Source organism: Allocatelliglobosispora scoriae, assembly GCF_014204945.1.
GTDB classification, from domain to species: domain Bacteria; phylum Actinomycetota; class Actinomycetes; order Mycobacteriales; family Micromonosporaceae; genus Allocatelliglobosispora; species Allocatelliglobosispora scoriae.
Genome location: NZ_JACHMN010000001.1, coordinates 461,900 through 486,174, shown reverse-complemented (window position 1 = coordinate 486,174; position 24,275 = coordinate 461,900). Strand labels below are relative to the sequence as shown.

Here is a 24,275-nt window from a genome sequence, read left to right as displayed (position 1 = left end):
TCTGGCTCCCGCCCGGTGCGGGTGCTCTATACATGCGAAAGACCCGGCGCCGGGTTGTCCCGGCGCCGGGTCTGTGAGGTAGCCCGCTCTCTTCAGGCGTTCGGCCGCTCATCCGGCGGTGTGGACGGCAGTGCGCCGTTCCCCGTGCCGCCGTCGGCATGCCAGCCGCAGGTCGCCGCGCTGCCCGATATGCAGTGCCCGACCTGGGGCGCGTGGTTCGCAGTGCCGAGCTGCCAGGCACCGGCCGCGGTGGCGGCGATAGCGGCGGCGGTCACGGCGATCTTCTTGGCGTTCATGGTGTCTCCCGGGTCTTGGGGTGGTGCGTGGCTTCAACGGGATGAAGATTGCCAGTCGGGACGGATCCGTTCCATGCGTATTAGCCACCCAGATTTGCCGGTGTGACCCACGCAATCTGGGGTCGCCTAGGCGACACTGCGTAATCTGGAACCGTTTCCGCCGGTCCGGCCGGTCCTTGATCGAAACCCATTGCCGCCCTAAGACGTTCCTGGTCAGAGGTGTCGCGTAGCGGACTGGCCGCTTAGTCGCTTAGGTGACAGAGCGTTACATCCGATCGGACGAGCGCGGTGGCCGTTCGGCGGCGGCGCGCGGGACCCGCGATGCGGTCGGGCGGCGTACGGGCATCGACAGCCGACGAACCGTGCGCGACACTCGTGACCGAATGTCCGAACGGGGTGGTCCACAGTGCATTTCGATCTGGAGCTCGACATCGCCTTCTCGGCCGGCCGGTCCGGTGCCGGTCCGGCGACCTGGGGCCAGCACGCGATCTGGGATGCGATGCGCACCCTGGGCACCGACGCCGCCCGTTACAACGTGGCCGGTGGCGCCCGCCTGGATCCGCCGATCACGCGGAGCAGGCTCACGGCGGTGCTCGGGGAGCTGGCCTGCCTGCACGATTCGCTGCGCACCAGGCTGTCCGCCGACGACGGCGGGCTGCGGCAGGTGGTGTACTCCCGCGGCGCGGTGCCGCTCGTCGTCCGGCAGAGCACGGCCGAGGAGCTGGGCCGCTCCGCCAACGTCCTCTACGGGGAGCTCCGGGCGCTGCCCTTCGACGTGGAGCACGAATGGCCGGTACGCGTCGGGGCCGTCGAGGTCGACGGGCTGGTCCACCACGTCGTCTTCGCCCTGTCCCACACCGCGTCCGACGGCTGGGGCGTCCGCAACCTGATCGCCGACTTCACCGACCTGTGCGGCGGCCGGTCGGTCGCGTCGATCCTGGCCGGGAACGGCCGGCTCCAGCCGCTCGACGAGGCCGGTTTCCAGGCCTCCGGCCGTGGCCGCCGCCGGGATGCCGCAGCACGCCGGTTCTGGCGGGACCTGCTGCACTCCGGCCCGCCCAACCTCTTCCCCGCCACCGCGGGCAGGCCCGCCGCACAGCCGTTCCCCAACGCGGTGCTGCACTCGCCCGCCCTGGCACTCGCGACCGAGCACGTCGCCCGGTACCTCGCGGTGAGCCCGGCGTCGGTGCTGCTCGCCGCTGCGGCCGCCTCCATGGGCAGGCTGACCGGCGTCTCGGAGGCCGTGTTCCAGGTGGTGGTCAACAACAGGTTCCTGCCGGGGCTCGCCGATGTCGTGAACACGGTCGCCCAGGAGGGGCTGCTGCACGTGGCGGAGACCGACGGCGACTTCTCCCTGCTGGTCCGGCGCACGTTCGGGGCGACCGTCTCCACGCACTGGCACGCGTACTACGACAAGCTCGCCCTGGACAGCGACATCGCGACGAGCCGGGACCGGGGCGACGTGATCGGCGACCACTCCTGCGTCGTCAACGACTTCCGCGGCCTGGTGCCCGACGAGACCTGGGTCCGGCCCGAACCGGTGCCGCTCGCGCGGGCGCTGTCGCGCACGGTGCTGACCTGGCCGGTCGAGTTCGAACCGCGCCCCAACCTCAGCTTCGCCCTGGACGCCGCCGCCGTCTCCGGTGCGATCGAGCTGGCGATGACGGCCGACAGCGCGGTGCTGCCCCGCCCGGACATGGAACGCTTCCTGTTCGGCATCGAGAGCCTGGTCGTCGGCGAGGCACTGGCCCACTCCTGAAGCGTGCAGCCGTCACGGTGCGACTGTCACGGTGCGGCCGTCACGGTGCGGCCGTCACGTTTTGCAGCAAAGCGTGGCCTTGGCGCGCGAAATGACCACGCTTTGCTGCAAAACGTGACGGCGGGTCACGGGTCCAGGAAGCGCCTCAGAGCGGCGCGGATCTGGGCCGGGGTCATCGGGTCGGTGCCGAGGGCGCTGTGCAGCACCAGTCCTTCGACGAGGGCGTCGAGGGCGCGAGCGGTGGCCGGGTCGAAGTGCTGCTCCAGGGCTGCCCGGCTGCGCCGCATCCACTCCTGGGTGACCTCGCGCAGGGCCGGACGCCGGGCCGCGGCGGCGTAGAGCTCGGCGCTGAGGATCAGCCCGGTCCCGGGTGCCAGCAGGTCGGCGGAGATGTGCTCGGCGAGCGCGGTGATCGCCGCCTCGCGGCCGGGTGCGGCGAACATCCGCTCCTCCAGCACCTCGGCGACCGCGGCGGCGTGGCGGGTGAACGCCTCGGCGAGCACCTCGTCGAGCGAGACGAAGTGGTAGGTCATCGAGCCGAGCGGTACGTCGGCGGCGCGGGCGATCTCCCGGTGCGAGGCGGCGGCGACGCCGTGCTCGGCGATGACGGCCAGCGCGGCTTCGATGATCCGGTCCCGCCGGCCCGGGTCGTGGCGCCGGGCCCGCCGGGCAGGCCCGGCCGCCGGTCCGGTCACTGCGGGTCGATCGTCGCGTCGGGGTCGAGGCGGCGGATGACCCGGGCCGGGTTGCCGACGGCGACGACGTTGGCGGGCAGGTCCCTGGTGACGACGGCACCGGCGCCGACGACGGTGTTCTCGCCGATCGTGACGCCGGGCAGGATCTTCGCGCCGCCGCCGATCCAGACGTTGTCGCCGACGGTGATGGGCTTCGCCGCCTCCCACTTGTCGCGGCGCGGGATCGGTTCGAGCGGGTGGGTGGGGGTCATCAGCATCACGCCGGGTCCGATCTGGACGTCGGCGCCGATGGTGATCGCGACGACGTCGAGGGCGTGCAGGCCGAAGTTGGCGAAGGTACGCGGGCCGATGCGGATGTTGCTGCCGTAGTCCACGTAGATCGGCGGGCGGATCTCGACACCCTCGCCGACCTCGGCCAGGAGTTCGGTGAGGATGGCGCGCCGCCGCTCGGGTTCGCGGGCGGAGGTGGCGTTGTAAGCCTCCATCAGGTCCATGGCGCGCAGGCCGAGCTCGCCGAGCTCCGGGTCGGAGGCCTGATAGGGGTCACCGGCGAGCATCCGCTCCCGCATGCTTCGTTCTGTCATGTGTACGATCGTACACAACGATGCGTACGATCGTACACATCAGGCGGCGGCTCGGATCTCGTCGAGGAGCACGGCGAGGTCGTCGTGTGTCGTGGCGGGGTTGAGGAAGCAGGCCCGCAGCGCTTCGACGCCGCCGAGCCGCGTACCGGTGAGGAATGCGCGGCCCCGGCGCTGGACCGCGGCCGGAACCGCCCGGTTGAGGTCGTCGAGCGCCGCCGCCGCGAGCGCCGTCGGCCGGTAGCGGAACGCGGTGATCGAGGTGGAGACCGGCGTGAGCAGCTCGAAGTCGTCGGCCGCCTCGATCATCGCGGCGAGTTCGTGCGCGAGCGCGGCCGTCCGTTCGACGAGGTCCACGATGCCGTCGCGGCCCAGGTGCGAGATCGTCGCCCAGACCCGCAGGGCGCGGAAGGGCCGGGTCTGCTCGGGGCCGTACTCGGCGAACCAGCCGAGGTCCCCGGCGGTGTCGTCGCGCAGGTAGGCCGGGACGAGGCTGAACGCGTCGCGGGCCGCCGCCGGGTCGCGGAGCAGGACGCACCCGCAGTCCACCGGTACGCCGAGCCACTTGTGCGGATCGAGCACGACCGAGTCGGCCCGCTCCCACCCCGCGAAGGCGGGCCTGATCCGCTCGTCGAGGATCCCCAGCGCACCGTAGGCGCCGTCGACGTGGAACCACAGGCCGTGCTCGGCGGCGATGTCGGCGATCGCGTCGAGCGGGTCGATCGTGCCGGTGTTGACGGTGCCCGCGCTCGCGGCGACGCAGAACGGCCGCAGCCCGGCGGCGGCATCGTCGACGATCATGGCCCGCAGGGCGTCGGCGTCGAGCCGGAACGCGCCGTCGACGGGGACCGTCCGCAGGTGGCGGCTGCCGATGCCGAGCAGCTCGGCGGCCTTGCGCAGGCAGCCGTGGCCCTCGGCGGAGGCGTACATGACCAGGGGCCGGTGTCCGGCGAGCCCGTCGGTGCGGACGTCCCAGCCGTCGGCGCGGGCGGCGCGCTGCCGGGCCGACGCGAGCGCGATGATCGTCGCCATCGACGCGCCGCTGGTGAGCAGCCCGCCGCCGGGTCGGTGCGGGAAGCCGACGAGTTCGGCGAGCCACCGCACGACGGAGCGTTCCAGCAGCGCCCCGGCGTGGTCGCCGCCCGCGCAGCTCGGGTTGAGGGCGGCGCCGAGCGATGAGACGGCGATCGCGGCGGGCGACGGCGCCGAGTTGACCCAGCCGAAGAACCGGGGGTGGCCGTTGCCCATCGGGTGCGGCATGATCCGGTCCCGCACGTCGTCGAGCAGGTCGCCGAGGGGCCGCCCGGCAGCGGGCAGGGGCTGGCCGGTGAGCCAGGCCCGGTCGGCGTCGCCCACGGGCTGCCAGACCGGCCGACCGGTGAGGCCGCCGAGGTGGTCCGCGACGAGGTCGGCGGCGGTGCGGCCCGCCCGGCGCAGGTCATCCATGGACGGCTCCGTTCGGTTGTCCCAGCGCCATCGCCAGGTAGTAGACGCAGTCGGTGCTGCCGGGATTGGCGAAGGCGTGGCGCCGGTCGCCCGGGAAGTAGATCGAGTCGCCGGTGTCGAGCACCTGCTCGTCGCCGTCGACGGTGAGCCGGAGCCGACCGGACTCGACCGCGACGTACTCCCGGGATCCGGGCTGGTGCGGCGCGAACTCGCCCGCGTCGACACCCGCGCCGATCGTGGTCCGCATGAACTCGAACTCCACGCCGGGCAGGACCGGCGAGAGGATGCGGCGCTCCCACCCCGCCGGGTCGCGCACGACCCGCTGCCGGGCGTGGCGCAGCACCACGACGGCGTCGCGGACCGGTTCGTCGAGGAGGGCGGCGATGGAGGTGCCCAGCGCGGTGGCGAGCCGGTCCAGCACGAGGACGCTGGGGGTCTTGGTGCCGCGCTCGACCTCGGAGACCATGCTGCGGCTGACGCCGCTGACCTCGGCGAGTGCGTCGAGCGACAGCCCGGCCGCACCGCGGGCGGCCCGGATCCGGGCGCCGAGGCCGCTCATCGAGAGCCCGTTGGAGAACAACATCGTTCCACTATAGGGGAATCTTGTTCGCTATAGGAGAAGTGGTGGCCGGGGCGGAATAATCCTCACGTGCCCGCCGCCCTCACCACCGCCGATGCCCGCCTGCTCGTCTCCGCCGGACCTCGGCGCGGGCTGCGGCGGCTGGCGGGCTGGACGATCTTCGCCACCGGCCTGCTGGTCGTCGCGCTCAACGCGAACCTCGCCCCGGTGCTCACCTGCACGGAGGCGAGGCCCTGCGGCCACGACGTCCTGGGCGCCGTCGCCGTGGGGCTGGTGCTCACCTCGCTGCTGCTCGGCTGGCTGCTGCCGTGGGCCGCTGCCGCCGCCGCGGCACTCGGCGCCGCCGGACAGTCCTGGTGGGACAGCCGGCACCCGGCGGAGGCGTCCCCGGTCGGCACACGGCTGCTCATCGCGTACGCGGTGGTCGCCCTTGCCTGTGCCTGGCTGGCGACCCGGCGGCCGCGCAGCGAAGCCGTGGAGCTGTGGGCCGGGCGGACCGGCAGCGTCACGCTCCCCACCCTCGCCGAGGGTCCCCGCACCCGCCCGGGCCTGGTCCGGAGAGTCCTCGGCCTGCTGCTCATCGCCGCCGGAGCGGGCCTGGGCTGGTACGCCACCGCGCACCAGCAGGAGATGGACGCGCAGCAGCGAACCGCCCAGGTGGTCACCACCGTCGTCGACGGCCACGTCGACGAGTTCACCCTCCGGGTCAGGCGCACCGGCGGGGAACCCTTCACGATCCCCGTTCTCGACGTGGCGAGCTACCCGGTCGGCAGTGAGCTCCGGCTCGCCGTCAACGGCCAGGGCCTGCGGCAGCCGTTGACGGAGCCCTACGACGGGACCGGCTGGCACGCCCTCGCGGCCGGGCTCGTCTTCGTCGGGGGCGCCCTGTGGTGGCGGGGCCGTCGGCGGCGCGAGGAGTTGCGGGCGCCGCTGACCGGCCTCCACCCCGCGAGCGGCGTCTTCGTCAACTGGCGGGGCGACCTCTTCGCCGGTGACGCCCGCACCGGCGACGCACCGATCGCGAGCCTCGACGTGCTCGATTACCTCCCAGCGGCGTCGGCCGCCACCGAGACCCGGCCGACCGCGCCGACCCCCCTCGACGAGGACGAGGACGACGACTTCGACGACGATCAGGAGGTCGGCGACCTGGACACCGTGGAGGCCCGCGTTCTCTACGGCGCGCCCGTCATCGGGCAGCTCTGCGTCGTCGCCGACGAGCAGCGGCACCTGGTGACCGTGGTCCGCGTCGTCCCGGTCCGGTCCGCGGCCTCCTTCACCGCACTCGCCGACGGCGCCCCACCGGTGCCGGACGCCGCCGCGGCACCGGCCCGGTCGGCACCGGCCCGGTCGGCGCCGGTCCCGGCGGACCGGCTGGCGCTGATCCCGGACGCCGAGGTGGCGGCGCCGCCGGAGCTGGTCCACCGCCACCACAAGCCGCGGCTCCTGGGGCTGCTGCTCACCGTGTCGATGCCGCTCGCCCTGGCGGAGGTCATCCGGCTACTCCCGCGGACCGGCGCCTGGATCGCCGCGGTCGCGGCCACCGTGGTCTGCTGCTTCGTCGGCTACCGGATCTGGCTTCGCGCCGCCGTCGCCTGGAACGCGGGCGGTGTCGCGATCACCGGGATCATCGGCGGCTTCACCGCCCCGTGGCCGGAGGTCACCGACATCACGGTCGAGGGCGACATCGTCCACGTCATCTCGGACCGGCACGGAGCGGCCTCGGTCACCGCGCAGGCGAAGCGGGGCGGGCGCACGGCGGAGTCGCTGCGGGCGGGCCTGGACCACGCGCGGAGCCGGTTCACGCCCACCGTGGCGCCGCCCGCCCGGCCCAGCGCGTCGCCGCCGTGGGCGCTGCTGCTCCTCGCGCCCGTGCCGGTCGCGATCCTCGTCGCGTTCAACGCCTTCGGTCACAGCTGACCGCGTCGCCGCCGGCTCCGGAGGCCGGTACGGAGACCCGCCGGTCCGGCAAAGTTCCGTACAACGACTGATGTGGCCCCACCCCGGGCGCCCCTAGCGTGAAGGGCGTCGAACACCCGTACCTCCCGGAGGAAGAACAGTCATGCGCAGGGCAGCCAGCACCACTGCGATCATCATCGGGCTGGCCGTCATGGCCACCGGATGCGCCAAGCCGTCATCCAGCCCCAACGCCAACGCGACGGCGAACACCAACCTCTCCTCCTCCGAGTCGCCGGTCCCCACCGCGGAGCCCACGGGGACCGCACCGGCGGGCCCGGCCCCGAGCGGATCGGCGGGCGGCGGCTGCGCCATCTCCGGCACCGTCACCGGCGGCAGCGGCACCGCCCTGGACGTGATGAAGTCCTGGCTCAAGTGCGACAGCGCCAAGCTGCACACGTTGCTGCAGGACACGGCGTACTCGCAACTCAGCGCACTGGGTACCCCGAAGATCGATATGCACTGGTCGCTGGTGCAGTGTGATGGTGCGATGGGTTCGACGTACTGCACCTACCGCAACAAGCTCGGCTCGGATGTGATCATCAAGCTGCGCAACGAGCCCGGCCCGAAGCCGGTGACCGAGTTCAAGCTGGACTCGACGGTCTACCACGACAACGCCGAGAAGTACGCCCGGGAGTTCCTGGACGCGTTCGCCAACCACAACAAACCGCGGATGGTGGCGCTCGCCTCGCAGTCGGTCGTCGACAGCATCGTCGTCGACGCCCCGCCGGCCGGTTACACGCTGACCCTGACGCCCGAGCCGCACTGGGTCTACAGCGCCCAGTTCACCGCGACCGGCGAGTACTGGATCGTCACCATCCACGGCACGCTGGGCAAGGCGCACGCCATCACGGCCTTCGGCAACGCTGGCTGATCGCGCCGCAGACAGCTCCCAGTGACCGAGGTCATCCGGGCCGCTGCACCACGGCGGCCCGGATGACCGACAATGGGCTGGTGACCCCAGAAGATCCACGCAACCAGCCCGGCGCCCCGTGCCCCTGCGCGCTCGGGCCGTCCTACGAGCAGTGCTGCGGCCGGTTCCACCGAGGTGACGAGACGGCACCGACCGCGGAGCAGCTCATGCGCTCGCGGTACGCCGCGTTCGTGCGCTACGACGTCGCCTACCTGCTGCGTACCTGGCACCCGACGACCCGCCCGGCGAAGCTCTTCCCGGATGACGGCCCCCGCTACACCGGGCTGACGGTGCTGGAGCAGACCGGCGGCGCGCTCTTCGACAGCGAGGGCACCGTGCAGTTCGAGGCCCACTACACCGACGGTGTCCGCGACGGCGTCCTGAGGGAGAACAGCCGTTTCGTCCGCGAGGACGGCCAGTGGCTCTACGTCGGCCCCGTGGCCTGACCTCCGCCAGTAAAAAAAGGGGGCAACTCTTCAAGAGTTGTTGTTAAGGCCTGGCGGCCTGAAGCAACAACTCTTGAAGAGTTGCCCCCTTACCCTTGCCCGTTCAGTGGCCGCCGCAGCACGGGGTCGGGTTGGGGACCTCGAACGGGGCGATCCGCCCGCCCGCGGCCCGGGTGGTGATCAGCACCAGGTGCCCGTCGAGCCACTGCGGCCGGACGAAGGCCCTGGTCTCCAGCAGGGTCAGGGCGGTCGGCTGCGGTCCGCCGCCGAGCACCCGGACCTCCTCGATCGCGGTGCGGCCGAGCAGGTAGGCGACGCTGACCGTACCCGTCAGCTCCTCATGGCCCGGATAGCGGACCGCGCGGCCGGACCGGCGGCGCTCGTGTGCGATGGCCGCCTCGTCCGCCGCTGGCGACCCGGCCTGCGGCAGGGTCAGCGGCTCGGGCGAGTCGACCGTGATGATCACCCGGGGCCGGTCGCCGCCGTGCACGAGATGGGTGCAGGCGGTCAGGCCGACCACCGGCGGCAGCTCCGCCAGCCAGTGCTCGGCCTCACGCGCCGTCGCGTGGCCGAGGTCGAGTCCGATGATGTCTCCGGCGCGCCCTGCGGGGCTCACTCGCTGCGCTCCCTCACTCCTCGTGCCAGCGCTGTTCCCGGCGCGCCCTGCGGGGCTCACTCGCTGCGCTCCCTCACTCCTCGTGCCAGCGCTGTCACTGGCGCGCCCTGCGGGGCTCACTCGCTGCGTTCCCTCACTCCTCGTGCCAGCGCGGCTGCTCATCGGCTTGCGACGACCCAGATCGGGTTGGTGTAGAACCAGAGGTCCTTCCACGGGTCGGCGTCGCCGACGACGTCCATCGCCGGGCCGACCGGGTCGATCACCGCACCGAGATGGCCCGGTGCGGTGCGGTTGCCGTCGGTGCCGCGAAGCCGCACGTAGAACCCCTGGTCGAGGGTGCCGAGGTCGTAGGTGAAGGTGACCTGGCCGCTGGTGGCGGTGACCTCGAACGACTTCTCCACCCTCGTCCGCGCCGTGGTGAAGACGTCGCGGTCGGCGACCGCTCCGGTCACCGCGCCGCGGATCAGGTCGACGCGGGCCAGCTTGGGGATGAACTGGGCCCAGTTGGGCTGCGACGCGAGGTCGACCGTGACGGAGAGCTGGATCCTGCTGCCGCGCCGGGCGACGAGGGTGTCGCCGAGCGTCACCCAGTGCGACCCGGCCCGGACCTTGACATCGAGGCCGTCGACGAGGCCGCCGTGGTCGACCCAGACCCGGCCCGCGCGCAGGCCGTCCATGACCGCCGCGTAGGAGAAGCCGGTCGCGCCGACGTGGGTGCGGCTGTAGAAGCCGGGCCAGAAGTCACCGCTGGTCGTGGCGGTCTTGCCGCCGCCGTAGACGGGGTCGTTGTAGCGGCCGTTGGTGTTGAAGTCGCTGCCCGGGCCCCGGTCGGAGGTGTCGTTGTAGACGGTGTGCGAGTCGGAGTTCGCGGTGATCCACCACGGCTTGCCCTCGGCGAGGAGGCTGTCCCAGAGGCCGCCGACGGTCGCGGTCATCCAGTCGAAGCCGCCCCAGGTGCGGTAGCTCTCCAGCGGGTAGGGCGCGAACGACTGCGCGCTGGGCGACCCGTCGTAGAACCCGCGGCCCGAACCCGGTCCGAACGGCGCCGGGATGCCGGCGGCCTGGTGGCCGGGGGCGCCCTCGAAGCCGATCGCGATCCGCGGCTGCGCGTCGCGCCAGCCCCGGATCTCGTGCGGCGAGTCCAGGCCCTTGCGGGCCGGGTGGTTGGCGAGGAAGAGCGCGTCGGGGATGCGGCGCGAGGTGACGGCACCGGCGAGGAAGTTGACGCCCGCGATCGCGAGGGCCTCGTTGGCCGGGGTCGAGGCGGTCGTGTTCGTCACGGCACCGTCGAAGGTGTTCTCGAACTCCTTCAGGACCGCGACCTCGTTGCGGCTGGGGTGCACGAAGACCGTGCCGTGCTCGGCGGCCGGGATGTTCCACTCCAGACCCTGGAAGACCAGGGTGTCGGGGACGTCGCTGCGGGCGGCGACGATCTGCGGGTTGACGAGATCGACGCCGAGCTTGGCGTGCGCCAGGCTGCCGTGGTCGGTGATGACCATCCAGTCCAGCCCGTACGCGTTGGCGTGCCGCACGTGGTCGATCACCCGGTACATGCCGTCGGAGCTGTACTGGGTGTGGATGTGGTGGTCGCCGGCGAGCCACTGGTATCCGCTGCGGCGGCCCTGGTGCCAGGACCGGCCGAACGGGCCCCCGTCGTGGGCGTCCGCGGCGTCGGGTGCGGCGAGCGCACCGGCGGCGACGGCACCCGCGCCGAGCAGGCCGACGCCGCGCAGCAGGCCGCGCCGGGAGACCTCGCCGGGCGAGAGCTCACTGTCGGGGATGGACGTGTCGAAGACGTGCGAGCTGTCGACCGGTGCGGTGAGGTGGTCGTGGTCGTGCGCATGGTCGTGGGCGTGGCCGCCGTGGTGGTGCAGTCCCATCGGGTGTGCTCCTTGAGGGCAGTGTCAAGATCCGATCAACTCGGACTATCGACCTCAAGCGCCAACCCCGTGGAGCGCGAGGGTGGCGACCGCGTGAACATCAGGTGGGCAGCGCCGCCCGGGCCCGTTTGATGCGGTAGAGCGCGTCGTCGGCGGCGCGCAGGGCGGCGTCGGCGTCGCCGGTCAGCTCGGCCCAGCCGATGCTCACCGAGACCGGGGTGCCGGGGACGAGCAGGTCCCAGTCCTCGGCGTCGACCGCCGCCTTGATCCGGGCGCCGATCTCCTCGGCGCCCGCGGCGGAGGTGCCGGGCAGGATCACCACGAACTCGTCGCCGCCGTGGCGGGTCAGCAGGTCACCCTGGCGGATGGTCCGCGCGAAGATCCCCGCGATCCGCTGCAGCACCAGGTCGCCGGAGGGGTGGCCGTGGGTGTCGTTGACGGCCTTGAACCCGTCGAGGTCGAGCACGCCGAACATGGCGTTCAGGCCGCGCCGGGCCAGCCCCGCGACGAACCCGGCGACCGGGCGCCGGTTGGGCAGACCGGTGAGCGGGTCGGTGGAGGCCTGGTCGGCGTACTGCACGGCGACCCGGCGCAGCCGGTCCTGGTCGAGGCGGGCGCTGACGCTCGCGGCGAACAGGTCGCGGGTGTGCTTGTCCTCGGCGGTGAGCAGCCGCAGGATCGCCCGCTCGGTCTCCAGGGCTCCGGCGAGGTCGCCGAGCTGGGTCAGGGCGAGCGAGCGCAGCCGCAGCGGTTCGGCGGTGCCGAGGATGTCGATGGCCCGGGGCGCGTCGTCGAGCACCGCGACGGCCTTCCCGGGATCTCCGGCGGCGATCGCCTCGCAGGCGTCGCCGAGCCGGACGATGTCGGCGACGACCTGGTCGTCGACCTGGGTGCTCGGCGGCACGGCCAGCGTCACGGGGTGGCCGAGGGCGGCGAGGCGCTGGGCGGCGTAGCGCAGCGGTACGCGTTCGACCACGACGAGGTCGGGCAGCAGGGTCTGGCTGGCGGCGATGAGGGACTTCAGGTGCCGGACGCATCCGTCGGTGTCGCCGCGCTGGTCGAGGGAGAGGGCCGCGCGTACCTGCGCCTCGATGAAGATCGACATGGCGGGGGAGAGGCCGGCGGCGGCGCAGAGCCGGGCCGCTTCGCGCTGGCACTCCAGCGCCTTGGGGTGGAATCCCATCAGGGAGTAGGCGCTGGCGAGGTCGTGCCAGGAGTCGACGGCGGCGAGGTTGACGTCGTTCATCCGGCGCAGTGACCGCTCGGCGTGGACCGCGTACATCATCGCCTTGCCGAAGGAGCCGTGCTCGAACGCGATGTGGGCGACCATGGCGTGGAACTCGCCGATGAGCCTCGGGTCGGGTGCGTCGCGGAGCATGCCGTGGATCTGGTCGAGCAGCGGGCCGAAGCGCCTCGCCTCGCCCATGTTGATGAGGCCGACGAGCTTCTCGATCAGGGCCTGCGCCACCCGCCGGGGGTCGTGCGACTCCGCCACGATGCGCTCGGCCAGCTCGATGGCCTCGGCTGAGCGTCCGGCGGCGGTGAGGTCGCGGAAGACCACCCACTCAGCGGCGACCGGGTCCTGGCTATCCCGTGCCACACGACACCACGTTACGCAGTCGGACGTTCATCGATGGGGCCATCGGCCATTGTCCTCCGGATGGGTGACATCGGGATCGCCGAAGGATATCGGCCGCGCTCCCATCTATCCAGCCGGGCCGTCTGCTCACATCGCCACCGGCAGGTCGAGCCGGTAGCGGTCGCCGTCGCGGCGGAATCCGACCCGCTCGTAGTAGGGGGCGACCATCCCCGGCGGTGTGACGAGCGCGGTGAACCCGTGCCGGGCGAAGACGCCGCTGCGCCGGAAGACGAACTCGCCCGGGGTGAAGTCGCGGAACCGGGGCGCGACGTAGTCGAGGTCGATCTGCGCGACGCCATCGCCGCGGTCGTGCAGCAGCACGACGCCGACGGTCTCGTCGCCGCGCACGACGATGAACCCCAGCCGGCCGGTGGTCGCGGCCGCGTCGAAGCCCGGGTTGAAGCGCTTGATCTCCCTGCTGTGGGTACGCAGGACGTGCGCCAGGAATTCGTTGCCGGCACCCACCTCCACCGCGGCGTAGGACTCCTCGTCGTGCCGGGTCGACCACAGCCTGCGCAGGAAGTAGGCGTTGATCCCGGCGAGCACCACGTTGAGCCCGACCATCGGCCAGACGCCGAGCGCCCAGTTGAATCCGAGCAGCACGAGGCAGCCGATGAGGTTGAGAACCCGCAGCCGCAGGATCCGGGTCTGGAGCAGTGACCAGATCAGCAGTGCCGACCCCGCCCAGCCGATCGCGTCGAGCCAGCTCACTCTGTGAGGGTATCCCGTGCGCTCGGGGCGCTGCGGCGGTAGCGTCCAGGTATGGAGGAGCAGACGATCCTGCACCGGGTCTCGGAGCTTGTCGCCGAGGAGCACCGGCTGCGCAGTGGTGTCCAGGCCGGCACGATCTCCGCCGAGGACGAGCACGCGAGGCTCGCCGCCGTCGAGGTGGAGCTGGACCAGTGCTGGGACCTGCTGCGCCGCAGACGCGCCGCGGCCGACAGCGTCGACACCGTCCGCCCCGCCGCCGAGGTCGAGGGCTACCTGCAGTAGTTCCGCCCCCACAAGCACAAGATCGCCGCAACTCTTCAAGAGTTGGTCCTAACGGGTTTTAGGACCAACTCTTGAAGAGTTGCGGCGATCTTGCCCCCCGTTGCGCTACGCGAGCGGCCTTATGTGCGGGTCGTCGGCCGCGTAGTCGTCGCAGCGCTTGCTGATGCGGCTGTCGACGGTGAGCCCGGCGGCGCTGAGCACGTTGAGGAGCAGGAGGAATGCGAGCACGACAAGGAGTTCCATGACGGCGACGACCTTTCGAGTCGGTCTGGGAATACGTCGCCGGTGCGCACCGGTTCTCTCTCACGGATAAGCATGGCGCAGCCACCCCTCCCGCCCCAGTGGCAGGAATGCCACACCACCTAGAAATCCTGCCAAGTTGGCGTTAGGCTGGCCGCATGATGGTGAAGAAGGTCGCCGTGCTCGCCCTCGACCAGATCGCGGCGTTCGAGCTCGGCGTCGCCTGCGAGGTCTTCGGCACCGACCGCACCGCCGACGGGTTCCCGGCCTACGACTTCTCGCTCTGCACAGTGGACGGACTGCCGGTGCAGACCCGGTCCGGGTTCCACATCACCCCGCACGCCGACCTCGGCCCCATCGCCGACGCGGACCTCGTCGTCATCCCCGCGCACCCGCTCGACTGCGATGTGGACCCCCGCGCCATCGCCGCCCTGCGCGCCGCATACGCCCGCGGCGCCCTGCTGATGAGCGAGTGCTCCGGCGCGTTCGTGCTCGGCGAGGCCGGTCTCCTCGACGGCCGCCGCTGCACCACCCACTGGAAATACACCGACGAGCTGGCCCGCCGCTTCCCCGCCGCGCACGTCAACCCGTCGGTGCTCTACATCGAGGACGGCACCATCTTCACCAGTGCCGGCACCGCGTCCGGCATCGACCTGATGCTGCACGTCGTGCGCCTGGTCCACGGCTCGGAGATCGCCACCAAGCTCGCCCGCCGCATGGTCGTGCCGCCGCACCGCGAGGGCGGCCAGTCGCAGTACATCGAGGCGCCCGTCCCGCAGACGGAGAAGGCACCGACCCTCGAACCGCTGCTGGTCTGGCTCGTCGAGCACCTCGACCGGCAGGTCACCGTGGAGGAGCTCGCCGAGCGCGTCCACATGGCACCGCGCACCTTCGCCCGCCGCTTCAAGGCCGAGACCGGCTCCACCCCGCACGACTGGATCACCGGCCAGCGGGTGCTGCTCGCCCGGCAGCTGCTGGAGGGCACCGACCTCGGGGTCGAGTCGATCGCGGTGCACGCCGGGTTCGGCGACGCGGTCAACCTGCGCCACCACTTCGCCCGGCGGCTCGGGGCCACCCCGCAGGCGTACCGGCAGACGTTCCGCAGCCCGACCCGCGACCAGCCTCAGCGTTTGACGCAGGTGTAAGCGGCGTAGAGCGAGCGCTCCGACTCGGCCGTGACCACGTCGAACCCGGCCCGGTCGAGCATCGGTTCCAGCAGCCAGCCGAAGGTGCTGAACTCGGTCCGGATGTGCTCGGCGTAATCGGCGGCGGTGTAACCGGCCGCCGGGTCGGCCGCCGCACCGGCGAACCAGCCGTCGAAGAACTCCTCGGTCCGCTCCGGCGGGAAGTCGTAGACGAGGTCCCGCAGCCGCAGCACCCCGCCCGGGCGCAGGATCGCCGCGATCCGCAGCAGCGCCTGCACCTTGAAGAAGTCCGGCAGCTGGTGCAGCGCGTTGCGGGTGTGCACGGCGTCGGCGAGGGCTCCGGTGTGCTCATAGGTGAGGAACCCGGCCCGCACGACCTCCACATTCGCCAGCCCCGCCGCCTGCGCGCGAGCGGACACCTGGGCGAGCATCGCCGGCGACACGTCGACCGCGACGACCCGCCCGGCGTGGGGAGCGGCCGCCAGCGCCACCCGGCCCGTGCCGGTCCCGAGGTCCACCAGCGTCGACGTGGCGGTCAGACCGTGCTCGCGCAGGATCGCCACGTCGCCGTCCGGGTCGGGAAACCCCTGCTTGCGGTCGTAGCCGTCGACGAAGTCCGGGTCCAGGTGCTCCGGCCCGGCGTAGCCGAGCTCATCGATCATCCACGGCTTGGTCATGCCTGAATCCTGGCACGGCGGGCGGCGGGGGCAACCGGATATTCGCGGCTGGTTACGATCACCGCGTGACGATCGTGCGCATTCCCGGGTCCAAATCGGTGATGGCCAGGGCGCTCTTCCTGGCCGCGGCGGCGGACGGCACCACCGTCTTACGCCACCCCCTGCGCTCCGACGACACGGAGGGCTTCGCGCTCGCCCTGCAGGCCCTCGGCTACCCGGTGACCCTGGACGACGAGGCCTGGACCGTCACCGGCAACCCGGCCGGGCCGCCCGCGGGCAGCGCCGACGTCTACTGCCGCGACGCGGGCACCGCGGCCCGGTTCCTGCCGGCGCTCGCCGCCGCCGGGCACGGGCACTTCCGGTTCGACGCGTCCGCGCAGATGCGCCGCCGCCCGGTCGGCCCGCTGTCCGAGGCGCTGCGCTCGCTCGGGGTGACCCTGCACCACGACGAGGCCGAGGGGCACCTGCCGGTGACGATCGACGCGGCCGGGATCACCGGCGGCGACCTGCGCCTGGACGCGGGGCTGTCGTCGCAGTTCCTCACCGCGCTGCTGCTGATGGGCCCGCTGACCGGCCAGGGCCTGCGGATCCACGTGACCGACATGGTCTCGGTGCCCTATGTCGAGATGACCCTGGCGATGATGGCCCGCTTCGGGGTGGCGGTCGAACGCGACGGCAGCGTCTTCGTGGTGCCGGCCGCCGCCTACTCCCCGCAGGACTACGTCGTGGAGCCCGACGCGTCCAGCGCGAGCTACTTCTTCGCCGCAGCCGCGGTGGCCGGGCGTACGGTCACCGTGCCGGGGCTGTCGTCGTCGAGCCTGCAGGGCGATGTGCGGTTCGTGCACGTGCTGGAGCGGATGGGCGCGACGGTCGACATCGCCGACGACTCGATCACGGTGACCGGCCCGCCGAAGCTCAACGGGGTCACGGTCAACATGCGCGACATCTCCGACACCGTGCCGACGCTCGCCGCGATCGCGCCGTTCGCGGACGGCCCGGTGCGGATCGAGGATGTCTACAACATCCGGGTCAAGGAGAGCGACCGGCTGGAGGCGTGCGCGAGCAACCTGCGCGCGCTGGGGATCCGGGTCGAGACCGGCCGCGACTGGCTGGAGATCCACCCGGGTGTTCCGGCGGGGGCGCGGATCGCCTGCCACGCCGACCACCGGATCGCGATGAGCTTCAGCGTGACCGGGCTGCTCACCGACGGCATCACGCTCGACGACCCGGACTGCGTGAAGAAGACCTTCCCGACCTTCCACCGGGTCTTCGCCGAACTGCGCCAGGGCTGGGACCTGTAACACCGGCGCGCCCGGCGGGGCTCCTCGCTACGCTCGTCACTCCTCGGGCCAGCGGGGCTCCCGGCGCGCCCGGCGGGGCTCCTCGCTACGCTCGTCACTCCTCGGGCCAGCGCTGTTTCCTGGCGCGTTCGACACCGCGGTAAAGCTCCGCCAGCCGCACCTCGCGGGTGGCCGCGGTGACCACCAGCTCCTCGAACGCGAGCAGGACCGCTACCTGTCGGCGCGGCGGCAGGTAACGGGCGTCGGCGGCGAGCGACACGCACAGGCTGCCCGGCAGGTCGCTGACCGACAGCATGAAGTGCCAGCTGAAGTCCCTGAGCGGTTCGCGCCAGGTGATCCGGGACCGCCTCCTGGCCGCGTGCAGCCGGGCGGTCCCGGTGCGGCGGCCGCGCAGGTGGCCGTTGGCGGCGCGCATGTCGTTGAAGCAGCAGAAGGGTGCGATCCGGCCGTCGTGCAGCCGCCCGGTGTCCTCGAGGAACCCGTCGAGGGCGTCCTGGTCGTAGTAGGCGTGCCGGAAGCAGCTCAGCGATTCGCGCCAGGCACTGGTGACGAGGTCGCCGAAGGTGGCGGTCCCGCTCAGGTCGAACGCGAGGATGCCGAGCTGGTTGACGGGCGCGATCACGTCGCGGTGGCCGTCGTGGAACCGGTTGTTGACCAGGGTGAGCATCCCCAGCCGGTCCTGCCTGGTCCAGGCGGCGAGGACGGCGCAGGTCGCCGCGAGCAGGACCGCCGAGGAGCTGGTGCCGTAGCGGCTGGCCGCCATCTGGCAGGTGGTGCCGAGCGCGGGTGAGACGAGGTCGGCCTGCCCGTAATAGGGGTCGGCGGACGGCGCCGCCGGGGGGAACGCCTGCGCCGGGAACCGGGTGTAGCGGCCGCGCCAGTAGTCCTGGACGCGCCGGGTCCGCTGCCGCCCGGCCGCGCTGTGCTCGCGTTCGGCCATGTCGGCCGGCTGGCGACCCGGTGCCGCGGCGACCGCGCCGTCGACGAGCAGCGCCGTCAGTTCGCGTTCCAGGCGGGCCAGGGCGTACCAGTCGACGGCGATGTGGGCGAGGACCAGGACCAGGTAGCGCACCGTGCCGTCGGCCAGGACCGCGGTGACCCGGATCGGCAGGTCCTCGGCGTAGTCGAACGGGATCAGCCGCAGCCGCTCCCGGGCCTGCTTGGCGGCCCGCCGGGCCTGGTCGGGTGCGGTCTCCAGCACCTCGATCGGGCATTCGCCCGCGGCGGCGACGTCCTGCCACGGCACCTGGCCGACGGTGCGGATCCTGGTCCGCAGGGACTCGTGCCGGGAGATCAATGTGCCGACGGCCGCCGCCACCGCCGCCAGGGTCGCGACCGCGCCCGCGGGGACGGCGACGATCCGGCGCTGGTTGAGGAACGCGTCGTGGGGCGCCATCGCGGTGATGATGTTCCAGATGCCCTGCTGCCCCCAGGTCAACCGGGCGGTGACGCTCCGCCCGCCGTGAAACGTGGCGACGGGCGACGGGTCCAGTGCGGGTATCACGGGGGCTCCTGCGGGGTTCGGATCGTCGCCGACGATCTCACCCTTGACGACCCGGAGCGCGCCCGCAAGGCCTCAGCGCGGCCGGCTGTCCCGCCACGGACAGCGCAACGGCCCTCCTCCGCGCTACTTCAGCGCCGGAGCGGGCCGTTGCACCATCTGAGCCGCTGCGTCCGTGTCGGACGCGCGGGCTACATTCCAGGAATCTTGTCGATCGCGTCCTTGGCGGCGTCCTGGCCCTTGTCGATGTGGCCGGAAGCCTTGCCGCCGGTCATGTTGTCGATCTTGTCGCCGCCCTTGTCGACCATGTTCTTCGCCTTGTCGGACATGCTTCCGGCCTGGTCCTTGGCAGCGTTGGATGCGTCGGCGGCCTTGTCGCCCACCTTGCCCGTGGCGTCCTTCGCCGCGTCGGTGGCGTCGTCCATGCCGAGCATTTCCTTGGCCTTGTCCATGATCCCCATGATGCCCTTTTCCCCTCGATAAGCCCGTCCTGGATAAGTCGGGCATTTCGGACTCAATTCTACGTCCCCGGGGAACCGTCGAGCGGCCGTTCGAGGCAGACTGGGCTCATGAACGACACGATCCCGATCGTCCCCATGGGCCTGGGACACCTCCGCCAGGTCCTCGACCTCGGCCATGAGGTCTTCGACGTCAGCGTCAAGCCGTACACCTCCTGGTCCCTCACCGCCGTCGCCGAGCACCTCGACACCGACGACGGGGCGTGCTGGGTCGCGCTCGACTCGGACCGGGTCGTGGGCTTCGTCCTCGGTTCGATGGAGTTCGAGTTCCGTGAGGACTGGGCCTACCTGGAGTGGATCGCCGTCGCCCCGGACATGCAGGGCCGGGGCATCGCCCGGCGCCTGGTCGAGGTCTGCTGCGAGGCGCTGTTCGCCGCCGGTGCGCGCCGGGTCGTCACCGACGTCGAGTCCAGCAACGTCGCCTCGGCCACGCTGATGTCGCGCAACGGGTTCGTCCCGGCGACGACGGTGGCGCTGTTCGTGCGCACCAATCCGGCCGAGCCGGAGCTCTCGGCCGAGGAGACCGCGAAGGCCCTGCCGCCCGGCACGAAGCGCGCGCTGATCCGCACCGGCCGCCTCACCGGCGACAACCAGCATGTCCGCCACGGCTGACGCGGCGCCGTTTTAGGACCAACTCTTCAAGAGTTGGTCCTAAAACGGCGCTCTAGGCCAGGGCGACCGCCAGCGGGGTCGGCACCAGGCCGGTCTCCTGCCGCAGCAGGGTGCCGTCGGCGACGTAGGGCCGGTCGTACTGCCAGGCGAGCCCGGCCAGGTCCCGCGCGCCCCGGCTGAAGATCCCGGCGACCCGCAGCGCCGCCAGCGACAGCACCGCCCCGGGCCGCCCGCCCGCCGCCGCGAGGAACTCCCGGCCCGTCGGCGCCTGCGCCGCGATGATCCGCCGCCGCGCGCCGCTCCAGCCCGCCGAAGCGCCGATCGCCGCGAGCGCCGCCGCCACATCCGGGGTGTACGCCAGGCTGTGCGCCTCGTCGAGCGCCACCGGCCACCGCGGCACCTTCCCGGCCTCGACCGCCCGGAGCACCAGCGCCCCCGGCACCGAGTTGCGTACCCCCGGTCCGAAGAAGTCCGCCGCGTGCGCCACGGTGGCCCCCGGCAGGTCGCCCCGACCGGCGGCCCCGAGCACCAGCTCCGCCAGGTGCAGCCGCAGCCGCCCCTTCGCCTCGACCGGGTTCGGCGGCGACGCCTCGGTGATCGCACCCTCGGGCGGCCCGAACGCGTAGAGGTTGTCCAGGTAGACCAGCCGGGCCGAGGCGGCGGCCGCCCCGGCGAGCACCGACGCCATGACCGCCGGGAAGGCCCGGTCCCACTGCGGAACGGGAGCCCCGGCGGTGTGGTAGACGACCGACGCCCCCGCGCACGCGGCGATCGTGGCGTCCACGTCGGTGAGGTCCGCGCCGCGGTGCTCGGCGCCGGCGGGCAGCCCGGCGGGGCGGGTGCGGCTGACCACGCGTACCCCCAGGCCTGCGGCCGCGAGCGCGGCGGCGAGTGGGCGGCCGGTCTGGCCGGCACCGAGGACGACGTGGGTCATCGGCGGGCCCCGCGCCAGACGACGGCCGCGAGCGCGAGCAGCCAGATCTGCACGGCGGTGACCCCGACGGAGGTCAGCGCGCCCGCGTCGACCCCGGCGAGCTCGACGAGCGGGACAGCGGCCAGGACCGCGGTGGCCGCGCCGAGCCAGGTGAGCCAGGCCGGGACGGCGGCGCGGATGGCGATCGTGGCGCAGGCGACGGCGGCGGAGCCGAACGCGGCGACGCCGAGGAGTTCGCCGATGCCACCGCCGAAGTCGTTGAGGACGCCGAACTGCACGGCGATGACCGCCCGCATTGCCGGGTCGGCCCCGGCCCAGCTCGCGGCGAGGACCGGCATCGCGGTGAGCCAGCGCAGGATCCCGACGGCCCGGGCGAGCGCCGAGAGGCCGGCGAGCAGCACCGCGATCCGGGCGGCCGGGTGCCGCCGCTCGGCCGGTCCGGCGAAGGTGCCGACGGCGACCGCGATCACCGGCAGGAAGAGCAGCGAGTAGGCGAGGTAGGCCAGGTATCCGGCGCGCAGCCCGGTCTCGTGGGCGGCGACGAGCGGGAGGGTGACCGATGCGGGGTCGCCGAGTCCGGCGGGCCAGTTCACGGCCTGGCCGAGGACGACGAGCGGGACGGCGATCAGCAGCCCTTCGGCGATGAACAGGGCTGCGGGCCAGCGTCGTGGCGGGCTGAGGGGGGTGGTGCTCATGGTGGTCCTCCTGGTGGGTTCACTGTCGAACAACAGTAGATTTAACTGACAGTGTTAGTCAAACCAGAATGCGTTAGGCTACCGGCATGACGGAGGTACGGGTGTCGCTGCGCGACCGCAAACGCGCGGCGACGATCGACGAGATCAAGACGGTCGCGATCAGCCAGCTCTCCGCCGATGCGGGGCAGATGACGCTGCGCGGGGTGGCCCGCGAGGTCGGGATGACCGTCCAGTCGCTCTACCACTACTTCCCGAGCCGCGACGACCTGATCACCGCGCTCATCGCCGACGCGCACAACGCGCTCGCCGACGCCATCGAGGCGGCCGGGCAGGCGCATCCGGACCTGGTGGGGGTCGCCTCGGCGTACCGGGGGTGGGCCGTCGAGCACCGGGCCCGGTTCCTGCTCATCTTCGGCACCCCGGTCCCCGGCTACGCCGCCCCGCCCGGCGGGCCGACCACCGACGCCGCCCGCCGGCTCGGGGTCGCGTTCACCGGCGCGGTCTTCCACGGCTGGAGCCCGGCCGACCTCGCCGCGATCCGGCCTCCCGCTGTCGATCCGGCGCTCGACGACGCGCTCACCGCCGCGGCCGCCCTGGTCCTGCCGGGGATGCCGCCCGCCGCGTTCGGCTGGGGCCTGGACCTGTGGGGCCGGGTGCACGGCCTGGTGCTGCTGGAACTCCTCGGCCACCTGCCGTGGCTGGGCGACCAGGCCGCCGCCAACTTCCACCACGCGGCACTGCGCGCCGCCGCCGACCTGGCCCGCCTGCGCCCCTGAGGAACTCTCGCGGGCGCCCCGGTGTAGGACCAACTCTTGAAGAGTTGGTCCTACACCGGGGCGCGGCTTGCCCTGCGAGCGAACGCACCGCCTCAGCTGGCGAAGATGCCGCCGGTGACGTTGACGAAGGTCGCGGTGATGCCGCCCGCGCGGTCCGAGGCGAGGAACGCCGCCGTCGACGCGATCTCGGCCAGGCTCGGCGAACGCCGCAGCATCCGCATCGACGCGAGCTGCGCCAGCAGCCCCTGCATCGCCGCGTCGTCGAAGACCATGTCGCTGTTGACCGCGGCGAGCTTCTCCGGCGTGAACGACTCCGGCACACCCGCTGCCCACATGCCCAGCACCCGGACGCCGCTCGGCCCGATCTCCCCGGCGAGGTTGCGGATGAAGGTGTCGATCGCGGCGTCGGCGAGGCCCGTACCCCCCATCATCGGGCTGCCGTGCGCGGACCCGCTGTTGAAGGCGAGGATGACCCCGGAGCCCTGCCCGGTCATGTGCCGCGCGGCGGCGCGGGCGGTGACGAAGGTCGCGGTGAGGCCGGTCATGACCGGCCGCAGCAGGTCCTCGGTCGTCATCTGCGCCAACGGGATCCCCTGGACGTCGCCCCTGGTCACGAGGCTGATCGAGATGTCGAGGCTGCCGGCGCGTTCGACCATGGACCGGGCGTGGGCGTCGACCGCGGCCTCGTCGAGCGCGTCGACGACATCGGCCTCGGCCTGCCCGCCCGCGGCGGTGATCTCCTCGGCGAGCGCCTCCAGGGTCGCCCGGGTCCGCCCGGTCAGGAAGACCCGCGCCCCCTCGGCGGCGAAGGTGCGGGCCATGCCGGAGCCGACGGATCCGGCGGCACCGTAGATGACGGCGTTCTTGTTCTGGAGCAGCATGTCTGTCGTTCCTCGCTTCACGGTGGCCGGTCCTGTTCCCAGCCTCTACCCGTGCGTCGGGCGGGCAGCCCCGGAATCGACAAGCCGCGCGGATTATTTTCGGTCGAGCCGCCAGACGACCTTCGTCCCGGTCTTCACCGCCGTCGGCGGCTCCACACCGACCCGCCGCTCGACCTCGGTGAAGCCGAGCCGGGCGGGCACGGCACCGCTGCGGTGGTTGTTCGAGTCGTGCACGATGATCACGTGCGTGGCGCCCATCAGCCACGCCGCCTCGATCTGCGCCCGCGACGCCTTCGTGGCGATGCCCTGCCCGGTGTAGTCGCGGTGCAGCCAGTAGCCGATCTCCACGCCGCCCTCGGGCCGCTCGGTCATGATGCCGGTGCTGCCCACGACCCGCCCGTCCGGGGCGACGATCGCGTAGTTGAAGTTGCGCCGGGAGTCCCAGTGCTCGTCGCAGAGCGCGAGGTAGGCGACCGCGTCGGCCTCGGTGTAGCCGTTGGCGGCGAACTCCATCCACGGCGCCAGGTGCTCGATCGTGTCGTTGACGAGCGCGAACGTCAACGCCGCGTCGCCGTGGCGCCAGCGCCGCAGGGTCACCCCGTCACAGGTCAAAATCTCATCCGGTACGCCGAACTCGCTCATCCGCGCGACTTTACTGCGCCGGTCCGCTCACCGCCTGCACGATGCCGGTGACCCGCCATCGCCGTCGACCGGTGTCGATGGGTGGCGCTACGGCGGGCGGCATGACCACACTGCCGAACCGGCCCCGGACCGCACTGCTCGTCATCGATGGATCCAGCACTCCGACGCTCACCTCGAACACGGCAGCGACCAGTGGCGGATCGTCCCCGAACTCACCCCGGACGCCGCCGAGCCGCACGTCGACAAGCACTACCTCGACGCCTTCGAGGAGACCAGCCTGGAGGCGGTCCTCGCGGACCTCGGCGTCGGCCGGATCTTCGTCACCGGCGCGCAGACCGACGCGTGCATCCGCTCGACCCTGCACGGCGCCCTCACCCGCGGCTACGACACGGCCCTGGTCCGCGACGCCCACACGACCAGGGACCGCTCGCAGTTCGGCGTGCCGGGGCCGGGGGAGGTCATCGCGCACACCAACCTCTACTGGACCCACCAGACGGCCCCGGGCCGCACCGCGGGCACGGTCGCCACCGCCGAGGTCGACTTCCACGCGTGAGGG

At 72.4% G+C, this 24,275-nt stretch carries 27 protein-coding genes; 10 read left to right on the top strand and 17 right to left on the bottom strand.

What is annotated here, in order from left to right; translation table 11 throughout:
- Positions 1-92: 92 nt before the first annotated feature.
- Positions 93-296, bottom strand: a complete 204-nt coding sequence (locus F4553_RS02220; protein WP_184831379.1) for a hypothetical protein — start codon at positions 294-296, stop codon at positions 93-95.
- 406 nt (positions 297-702) lie between these two features.
- On the opposite strand from F4553_RS02220, the gene F4553_RS02215 reads away from it, so the two are divergent.
- On the top strand, positions 703-2,055 hold the full coding sequence (locus F4553_RS02215; protein WP_184831377.1) for a condensation domain-containing protein: 1,353 nt from the start codon (positions 703-705) through the stop codon (positions 2,053-2,055).
- 125 nt (positions 2,056-2,180) lie between these two features.
- On the opposite strand, the gene F4553_RS42195 is transcribed toward F4553_RS02215, so the two are convergent.
- Genes F4553_RS42195 through F4553_RS02195 form a run of 4 tightly spaced genes read right to left on the bottom strand, consistent with a single transcriptional unit; the run spans position 2,181 to position 5,360 of the window.
- The gene (locus tag F4553_RS42195; protein WP_184831375.1) at positions 2,181-2,750 is read right to left on the bottom strand and encodes a TetR/AcrR family transcriptional regulator; all 570 of its coding nucleotides are present in this window, start codon (positions 2,748-2,750) and stop codon (positions 2,181-2,183) included.
- Positions 2,747-3,334 carry a sugar O-acetyltransferase gene (locus F4553_RS02205; protein ID WP_184831373.1) on the bottom strand — a complete coding sequence of 196 codons (588 nt, stop codon included), beginning with the start codon at positions 3,332-3,334 and terminating at the stop codon, positions 2,747-2,749. Before F4553_RS02205 ends, F4553_RS42195 begins: the two co-directional genes overlap by 4 nt.
- Before the next feature lie 39 nt (positions 3,335-3,373).
- The gene (locus F4553_RS02200; RefSeq protein WP_184831371.1) at positions 3,374-4,777 is read right to left on the bottom strand and encodes a pyridoxal phosphate-dependent decarboxylase family protein; all 1,404 of its coding nucleotides are present in this window, start codon (positions 4,775-4,777) and stop codon (positions 3,374-3,376) included.
- Positions 4,770-5,360 carry a helix-turn-helix domain-containing protein gene (locus tag F4553_RS02195; protein ID WP_184831369.1) on the bottom strand — a complete coding sequence of 197 codons (591 nt, stop codon included), beginning with the start codon at positions 5,358-5,360 and terminating at the stop codon, positions 4,770-4,772. The genes F4553_RS02200 and F4553_RS02195 overlap by 8 nt, the downstream gene beginning before the upstream one ends.
- A gap of 66 nt (positions 5,361-5,426) precedes the next feature.
- On the opposite strand from F4553_RS02195, the gene F4553_RS02190 reads away from it, so the two are divergent.
- The 3 genes from F4553_RS02190 to F4553_RS02180 all read left to right on the top strand — a co-directional run bounded on the left by F4553_RS02190 (position 5,427) and on the right by F4553_RS02180 (position 8,669).
- Entirely contained in the window at positions 5,427-7,274 is a 1,848-nt protein-coding gene (locus tag F4553_RS02190; protein ID WP_184831367.1) for a hypothetical protein, read from the top strand.
- 142 nt (positions 7,275-7,416) lie between these two features.
- Positions 7,417-8,184: a hypothetical protein gene (locus F4553_RS02185; RefSeq protein WP_184831366.1), complete on the top strand. Its 768-nt coding sequence runs from the start codon at positions 7,417-7,419 to the stop codon at positions 8,182-8,184.
- 80 nt (positions 8,185-8,264) lie between these two features.
- Positions 8,265-8,669, top strand: a complete 405-nt coding sequence (locus F4553_RS02180; RefSeq protein ID WP_312875062.1) for a YchJ family protein — start codon at positions 8,265-8,267, stop codon at positions 8,667-8,669.
- Positions 8,670-8,772: 103 nt separating this feature from the next.
- Here F4553_RS02180 and F4553_RS02175 read toward each other — a convergent pair whose 3' ends face one another.
- From F4553_RS02175 to F4553_RS02160, 4 genes are all read right to left on the bottom strand, one after another.
- On the bottom strand, positions 8,773-9,285 hold the full coding sequence (locus F4553_RS02175; protein WP_184831362.1) for a hypothetical protein: 513 nt from the start codon (positions 9,283-9,285) through the stop codon (positions 8,773-8,775).
- 158 nt (positions 9,286-9,443) lie between these two features.
- Positions 9,444-11,165 (bottom strand): PHP domain-containing protein, encoded by a 1,722-nt coding sequence (locus tag F4553_RS02170; protein ID WP_184831360.1) that lies wholly within the window; start codon positions 11,163-11,165, stop codon positions 9,444-9,446.
- A gap of 100 nt (positions 11,166-11,265) precedes the next feature.
- The gene (locus F4553_RS02165; RefSeq protein ID WP_184831358.1) at positions 11,266-12,765 is read right to left on the bottom strand and encodes a GGDEF domain-containing protein; all 1,500 of its coding nucleotides are present in this window, start codon (positions 12,763-12,765) and stop codon (positions 11,266-11,268) included.
- 126 nt (positions 12,766-12,891) lie between these two features.
- Complete coding sequence (locus tag F4553_RS02160) at positions 12,892-13,515, bottom strand: hypothetical protein (RefSeq protein WP_184831356.1); 624 nt, start codon at positions 13,513-13,515, stop codon at positions 12,892-12,894.
- Positions 13,516-13,566: 51 nt separating this feature from the next.
- Here F4553_RS02160 and F4553_RS02155 point away from each other — a divergent pair, with 51 nt between their 5' ends.
- Positions 13,567-13,797, top strand: a complete 231-nt coding sequence (locus F4553_RS02155; protein ID WP_184831354.1) for a DUF2630 family protein — start codon at positions 13,567-13,569, stop codon at positions 13,795-13,797.
- Positions 13,798-13,902: 105 nt separating this feature from the next.
- On the opposite strand, the gene F4553_RS02150 is transcribed toward F4553_RS02155, so the two are convergent.
- Complete coding sequence (locus F4553_RS02150; RefSeq protein WP_184831352.1) at positions 13,903-14,040, bottom strand: hypothetical protein; 138 nt, start codon at positions 14,038-14,040, stop codon at positions 13,903-13,905.
- A 158-nt stretch (positions 14,041-14,198) separates the two neighbouring features.
- On the opposite strand from F4553_RS02150, the gene F4553_RS02145 reads away from it, so the two are divergent.
- Positions 14,199-15,182, top strand: a complete 984-nt coding sequence (locus F4553_RS02145) for a GlxA family transcriptional regulator (protein WP_184833128.1) — start codon at positions 14,199-14,201, stop codon at positions 15,180-15,182.
- Here F4553_RS02145 and F4553_RS02140 read toward each other — a convergent pair.
- Positions 15,161-15,859 (bottom strand): class I SAM-dependent methyltransferase, encoded by a 699-nt coding sequence (locus tag F4553_RS02140; protein ID WP_184831350.1) that lies wholly within the window; start codon positions 15,857-15,859, stop codon positions 15,161-15,163. The genes F4553_RS02145 and F4553_RS02140 overlap by 22 nt on opposite strands.
- A gap of 65 nt (positions 15,860-15,924) precedes the next feature.
- Between F4553_RS02140 and aroA the strand changes: the two genes are divergently transcribed.
- Positions 15,925-17,160, top strand: coding sequence for a 3-phosphoshikimate 1-carboxyvinyltransferase (aroA, locus tag F4553_RS02135; protein ID WP_184831348.1), 1,236 nt, complete (start codon positions 15,925-15,927; stop codon positions 17,158-17,160).
- Positions 17,161-17,254: 94 nt separating this feature from the next.
- On the opposite strand, the gene F4553_RS02130 is transcribed toward aroA, so the two are convergent.
- Both F4553_RS02130 and F4553_RS02125 read right to left on the bottom strand, forming a co-directional pair.
- On the bottom strand, positions 17,255-18,664 hold the full coding sequence (locus tag F4553_RS02130) for a condensation domain-containing protein (protein WP_184831346.1): 1,410 nt from the start codon (positions 18,662-18,664) through the stop codon (positions 17,255-17,257).
- Positions 18,665-18,852: 188 nt separating this feature from the next.
- Positions 18,853-19,113, bottom strand: a complete 261-nt coding sequence (locus tag F4553_RS02125) for an antitoxin (protein WP_221469657.1) — start codon at positions 19,111-19,113, stop codon at positions 18,853-18,855.
- 117 nt (positions 19,114-19,230) lie between these two features.
- Between F4553_RS02125 and F4553_RS02120 the strand changes: the two genes are divergently transcribed.
- A complete protein-coding gene (locus F4553_RS02120; protein WP_184831344.1) occupies positions 19,231-19,791 on the top strand; it encodes a GNAT family N-acetyltransferase in 561 nt (186 codons plus the stop codon).
- Between the two features lie 52 nt (positions 19,792-19,843).
- Here F4553_RS02120 and F4553_RS02115 read toward each other — a convergent pair whose 3' ends face one another.
- Together F4553_RS02115 and F4553_RS02110 are read right to left on the bottom strand one after the other, a co-directional pair.
- Positions 19,844-20,725 (bottom strand): NAD-dependent epimerase/dehydratase family protein, encoded by an 882-nt coding sequence (locus F4553_RS02115; protein ID WP_184831342.1) that lies wholly within the window; start codon positions 20,723-20,725, stop codon positions 19,844-19,846.
- Positions 20,722-21,420, bottom strand: a complete 699-nt coding sequence (locus F4553_RS02110; RefSeq protein ID WP_184831340.1) for a DUF4386 domain-containing protein — start codon at positions 21,418-21,420, stop codon at positions 20,722-20,724. The genes F4553_RS02115 and F4553_RS02110 overlap by 4 nt, the downstream gene beginning before the upstream one ends.
- An 86-nt stretch (positions 21,421-21,506) precedes the next feature.
- On the opposite strand from F4553_RS02110, the gene F4553_RS02105 reads away from it, so the two are divergent.
- Positions 21,507-22,196, top strand: a complete 690-nt coding sequence (locus F4553_RS02105) for a TetR/AcrR family transcriptional regulator (RefSeq protein WP_184831338.1) — start codon at positions 21,507-21,509, stop codon at positions 22,194-22,196.
- Between the two features lie 92 nt (positions 22,197-22,288).
- Here the strand turns inward: F4553_RS02105 and F4553_RS02100 are convergent, their stop codons facing one another.
- Together F4553_RS02100 and F4553_RS02095 are read right to left on the bottom strand one after the other, a co-directional pair.
- Entirely contained in the window at positions 22,289-23,077 is a 789-nt protein-coding gene (locus F4553_RS02100) for an SDR family NAD(P)-dependent oxidoreductase (RefSeq protein WP_184831337.1), read from the bottom strand.
- 93 nt (positions 23,078-23,170) lie between these two features.
- Positions 23,171-23,638, bottom strand: coding sequence for a GNAT family N-acetyltransferase (locus F4553_RS02095; protein WP_221469656.1), 468 nt, complete (start codon positions 23,636-23,638; stop codon positions 23,171-23,173).
- Between F4553_RS02095 and F4553_RS02090 the strand changes: the two genes are divergently transcribed.
- The gene (locus tag F4553_RS02090) at positions 23,613-24,272 is read left to right on the top strand and encodes a cysteine hydrolase family protein (protein WP_312875061.1); all 660 of its coding nucleotides are present in this window, start codon (positions 23,613-23,615) and stop codon (positions 24,270-24,272) included. The genes F4553_RS02095 and F4553_RS02090 overlap by 26 nt on opposite strands.
- The last annotated feature ends 3 nt before the right edge of the window (positions 24,273-24,275 follow it).

Coding starts and splice junctions, on each gene's coding strand:
- F4553_RS02170 (WP_184831360.1), bottom strand. CDS start 11,165: ATGGGACTGCACCACCACGGCGGCCACGCCCACGACCATGCGCACGAC.
- F4553_RS02195 (WP_184831369.1), bottom strand. CDS start 5,360: ATGTTGTTCTCCAACGGGCTCTCGATGAGCGGCCTCGGCGCCCGGATC.
- F4553_RS02185 (WP_184831366.1), top strand. CDS start 7,417: ATGCGCAGGGCAGCCAGCACCACTGCGATCATCATCGGGCTGGCCGTC.
- F4553_RS02150 (WP_184831352.1), bottom strand. CDS start 14,040: ATGGAACTCCTTGTCGTGCTCGCATTCCTCCTGCTCCTCAACGTGCTC.
- F4553_RS02100 (WP_184831337.1), bottom strand. CDS start 23,077: ATGCTGCTCCAGAACAAGAACGCCGTCATCTACGGTGCCGCCGGATCC.
- F4553_RS02115 (WP_184831342.1), bottom strand. CDS start 20,725: ATGACCCACGTCGTCCTCGGTGCCGGCCAGACCGGCCGCCCACTCGCC.
- F4553_RS02145 (WP_184833128.1), top strand. CDS start 14,199: ATGGTGAAGAAGGTCGCCGTGCTCGCCCTCGACCAGATCGCGGCGTTC.
- F4553_RS02205 (WP_184831373.1), bottom strand. CDS start 3,334: ATGACAGAACGAAGCATGCGGGAGCGGATGCTCGCCGGTGACCCCTAT.
- F4553_RS02155 (WP_184831354.1), top strand. CDS start 13,567: ATGGAGGAGCAGACGATCCTGCACCGGGTCTCGGAGCTTGTCGCCGAG.
- F4553_RS02120 (WP_184831344.1), top strand. CDS start 19,231: ATGAACGACACGATCCCGATCGTCCCCATGGGCCTGGGACACCTCCGC.
- F4553_RS02110 (WP_184831340.1), bottom strand. CDS start 21,420: ATGAGCACCACCCCCCTCAGCCCGCCACGACGCTGGCCCGCAGCCCTG.
- F4553_RS02200 (WP_184831371.1), bottom strand. CDS start 4,777: ATGGATGACCTGCGCCGGGCGGGCCGCACCGCCGCCGACCTCGTCGCG.
- F4553_RS02140 (WP_184831350.1), bottom strand. CDS start 15,859: ATGACCAAGCCGTGGATGATCGATGAGCTCGGCTACGCCGGGCCGGAG.
- F4553_RS02125 (WP_221469657.1), bottom strand. CDS start 19,113: ATGGACAAGGCCAAGGAAATGCTCGGCATGGACGACGCCACCGACGCG.
- F4553_RS02220 (WP_184831379.1), bottom strand. CDS start 296: ATGAACGCCAAGAAGATCGCCGTGACCGCCGCCGCTATCGCCGCCACC.
- F4553_RS02105 (WP_184831338.1), top strand. CDS start 21,507: ATGACGGAGGTACGGGTGTCGCTGCGCGACCGCAAACGCGCGGCGACG.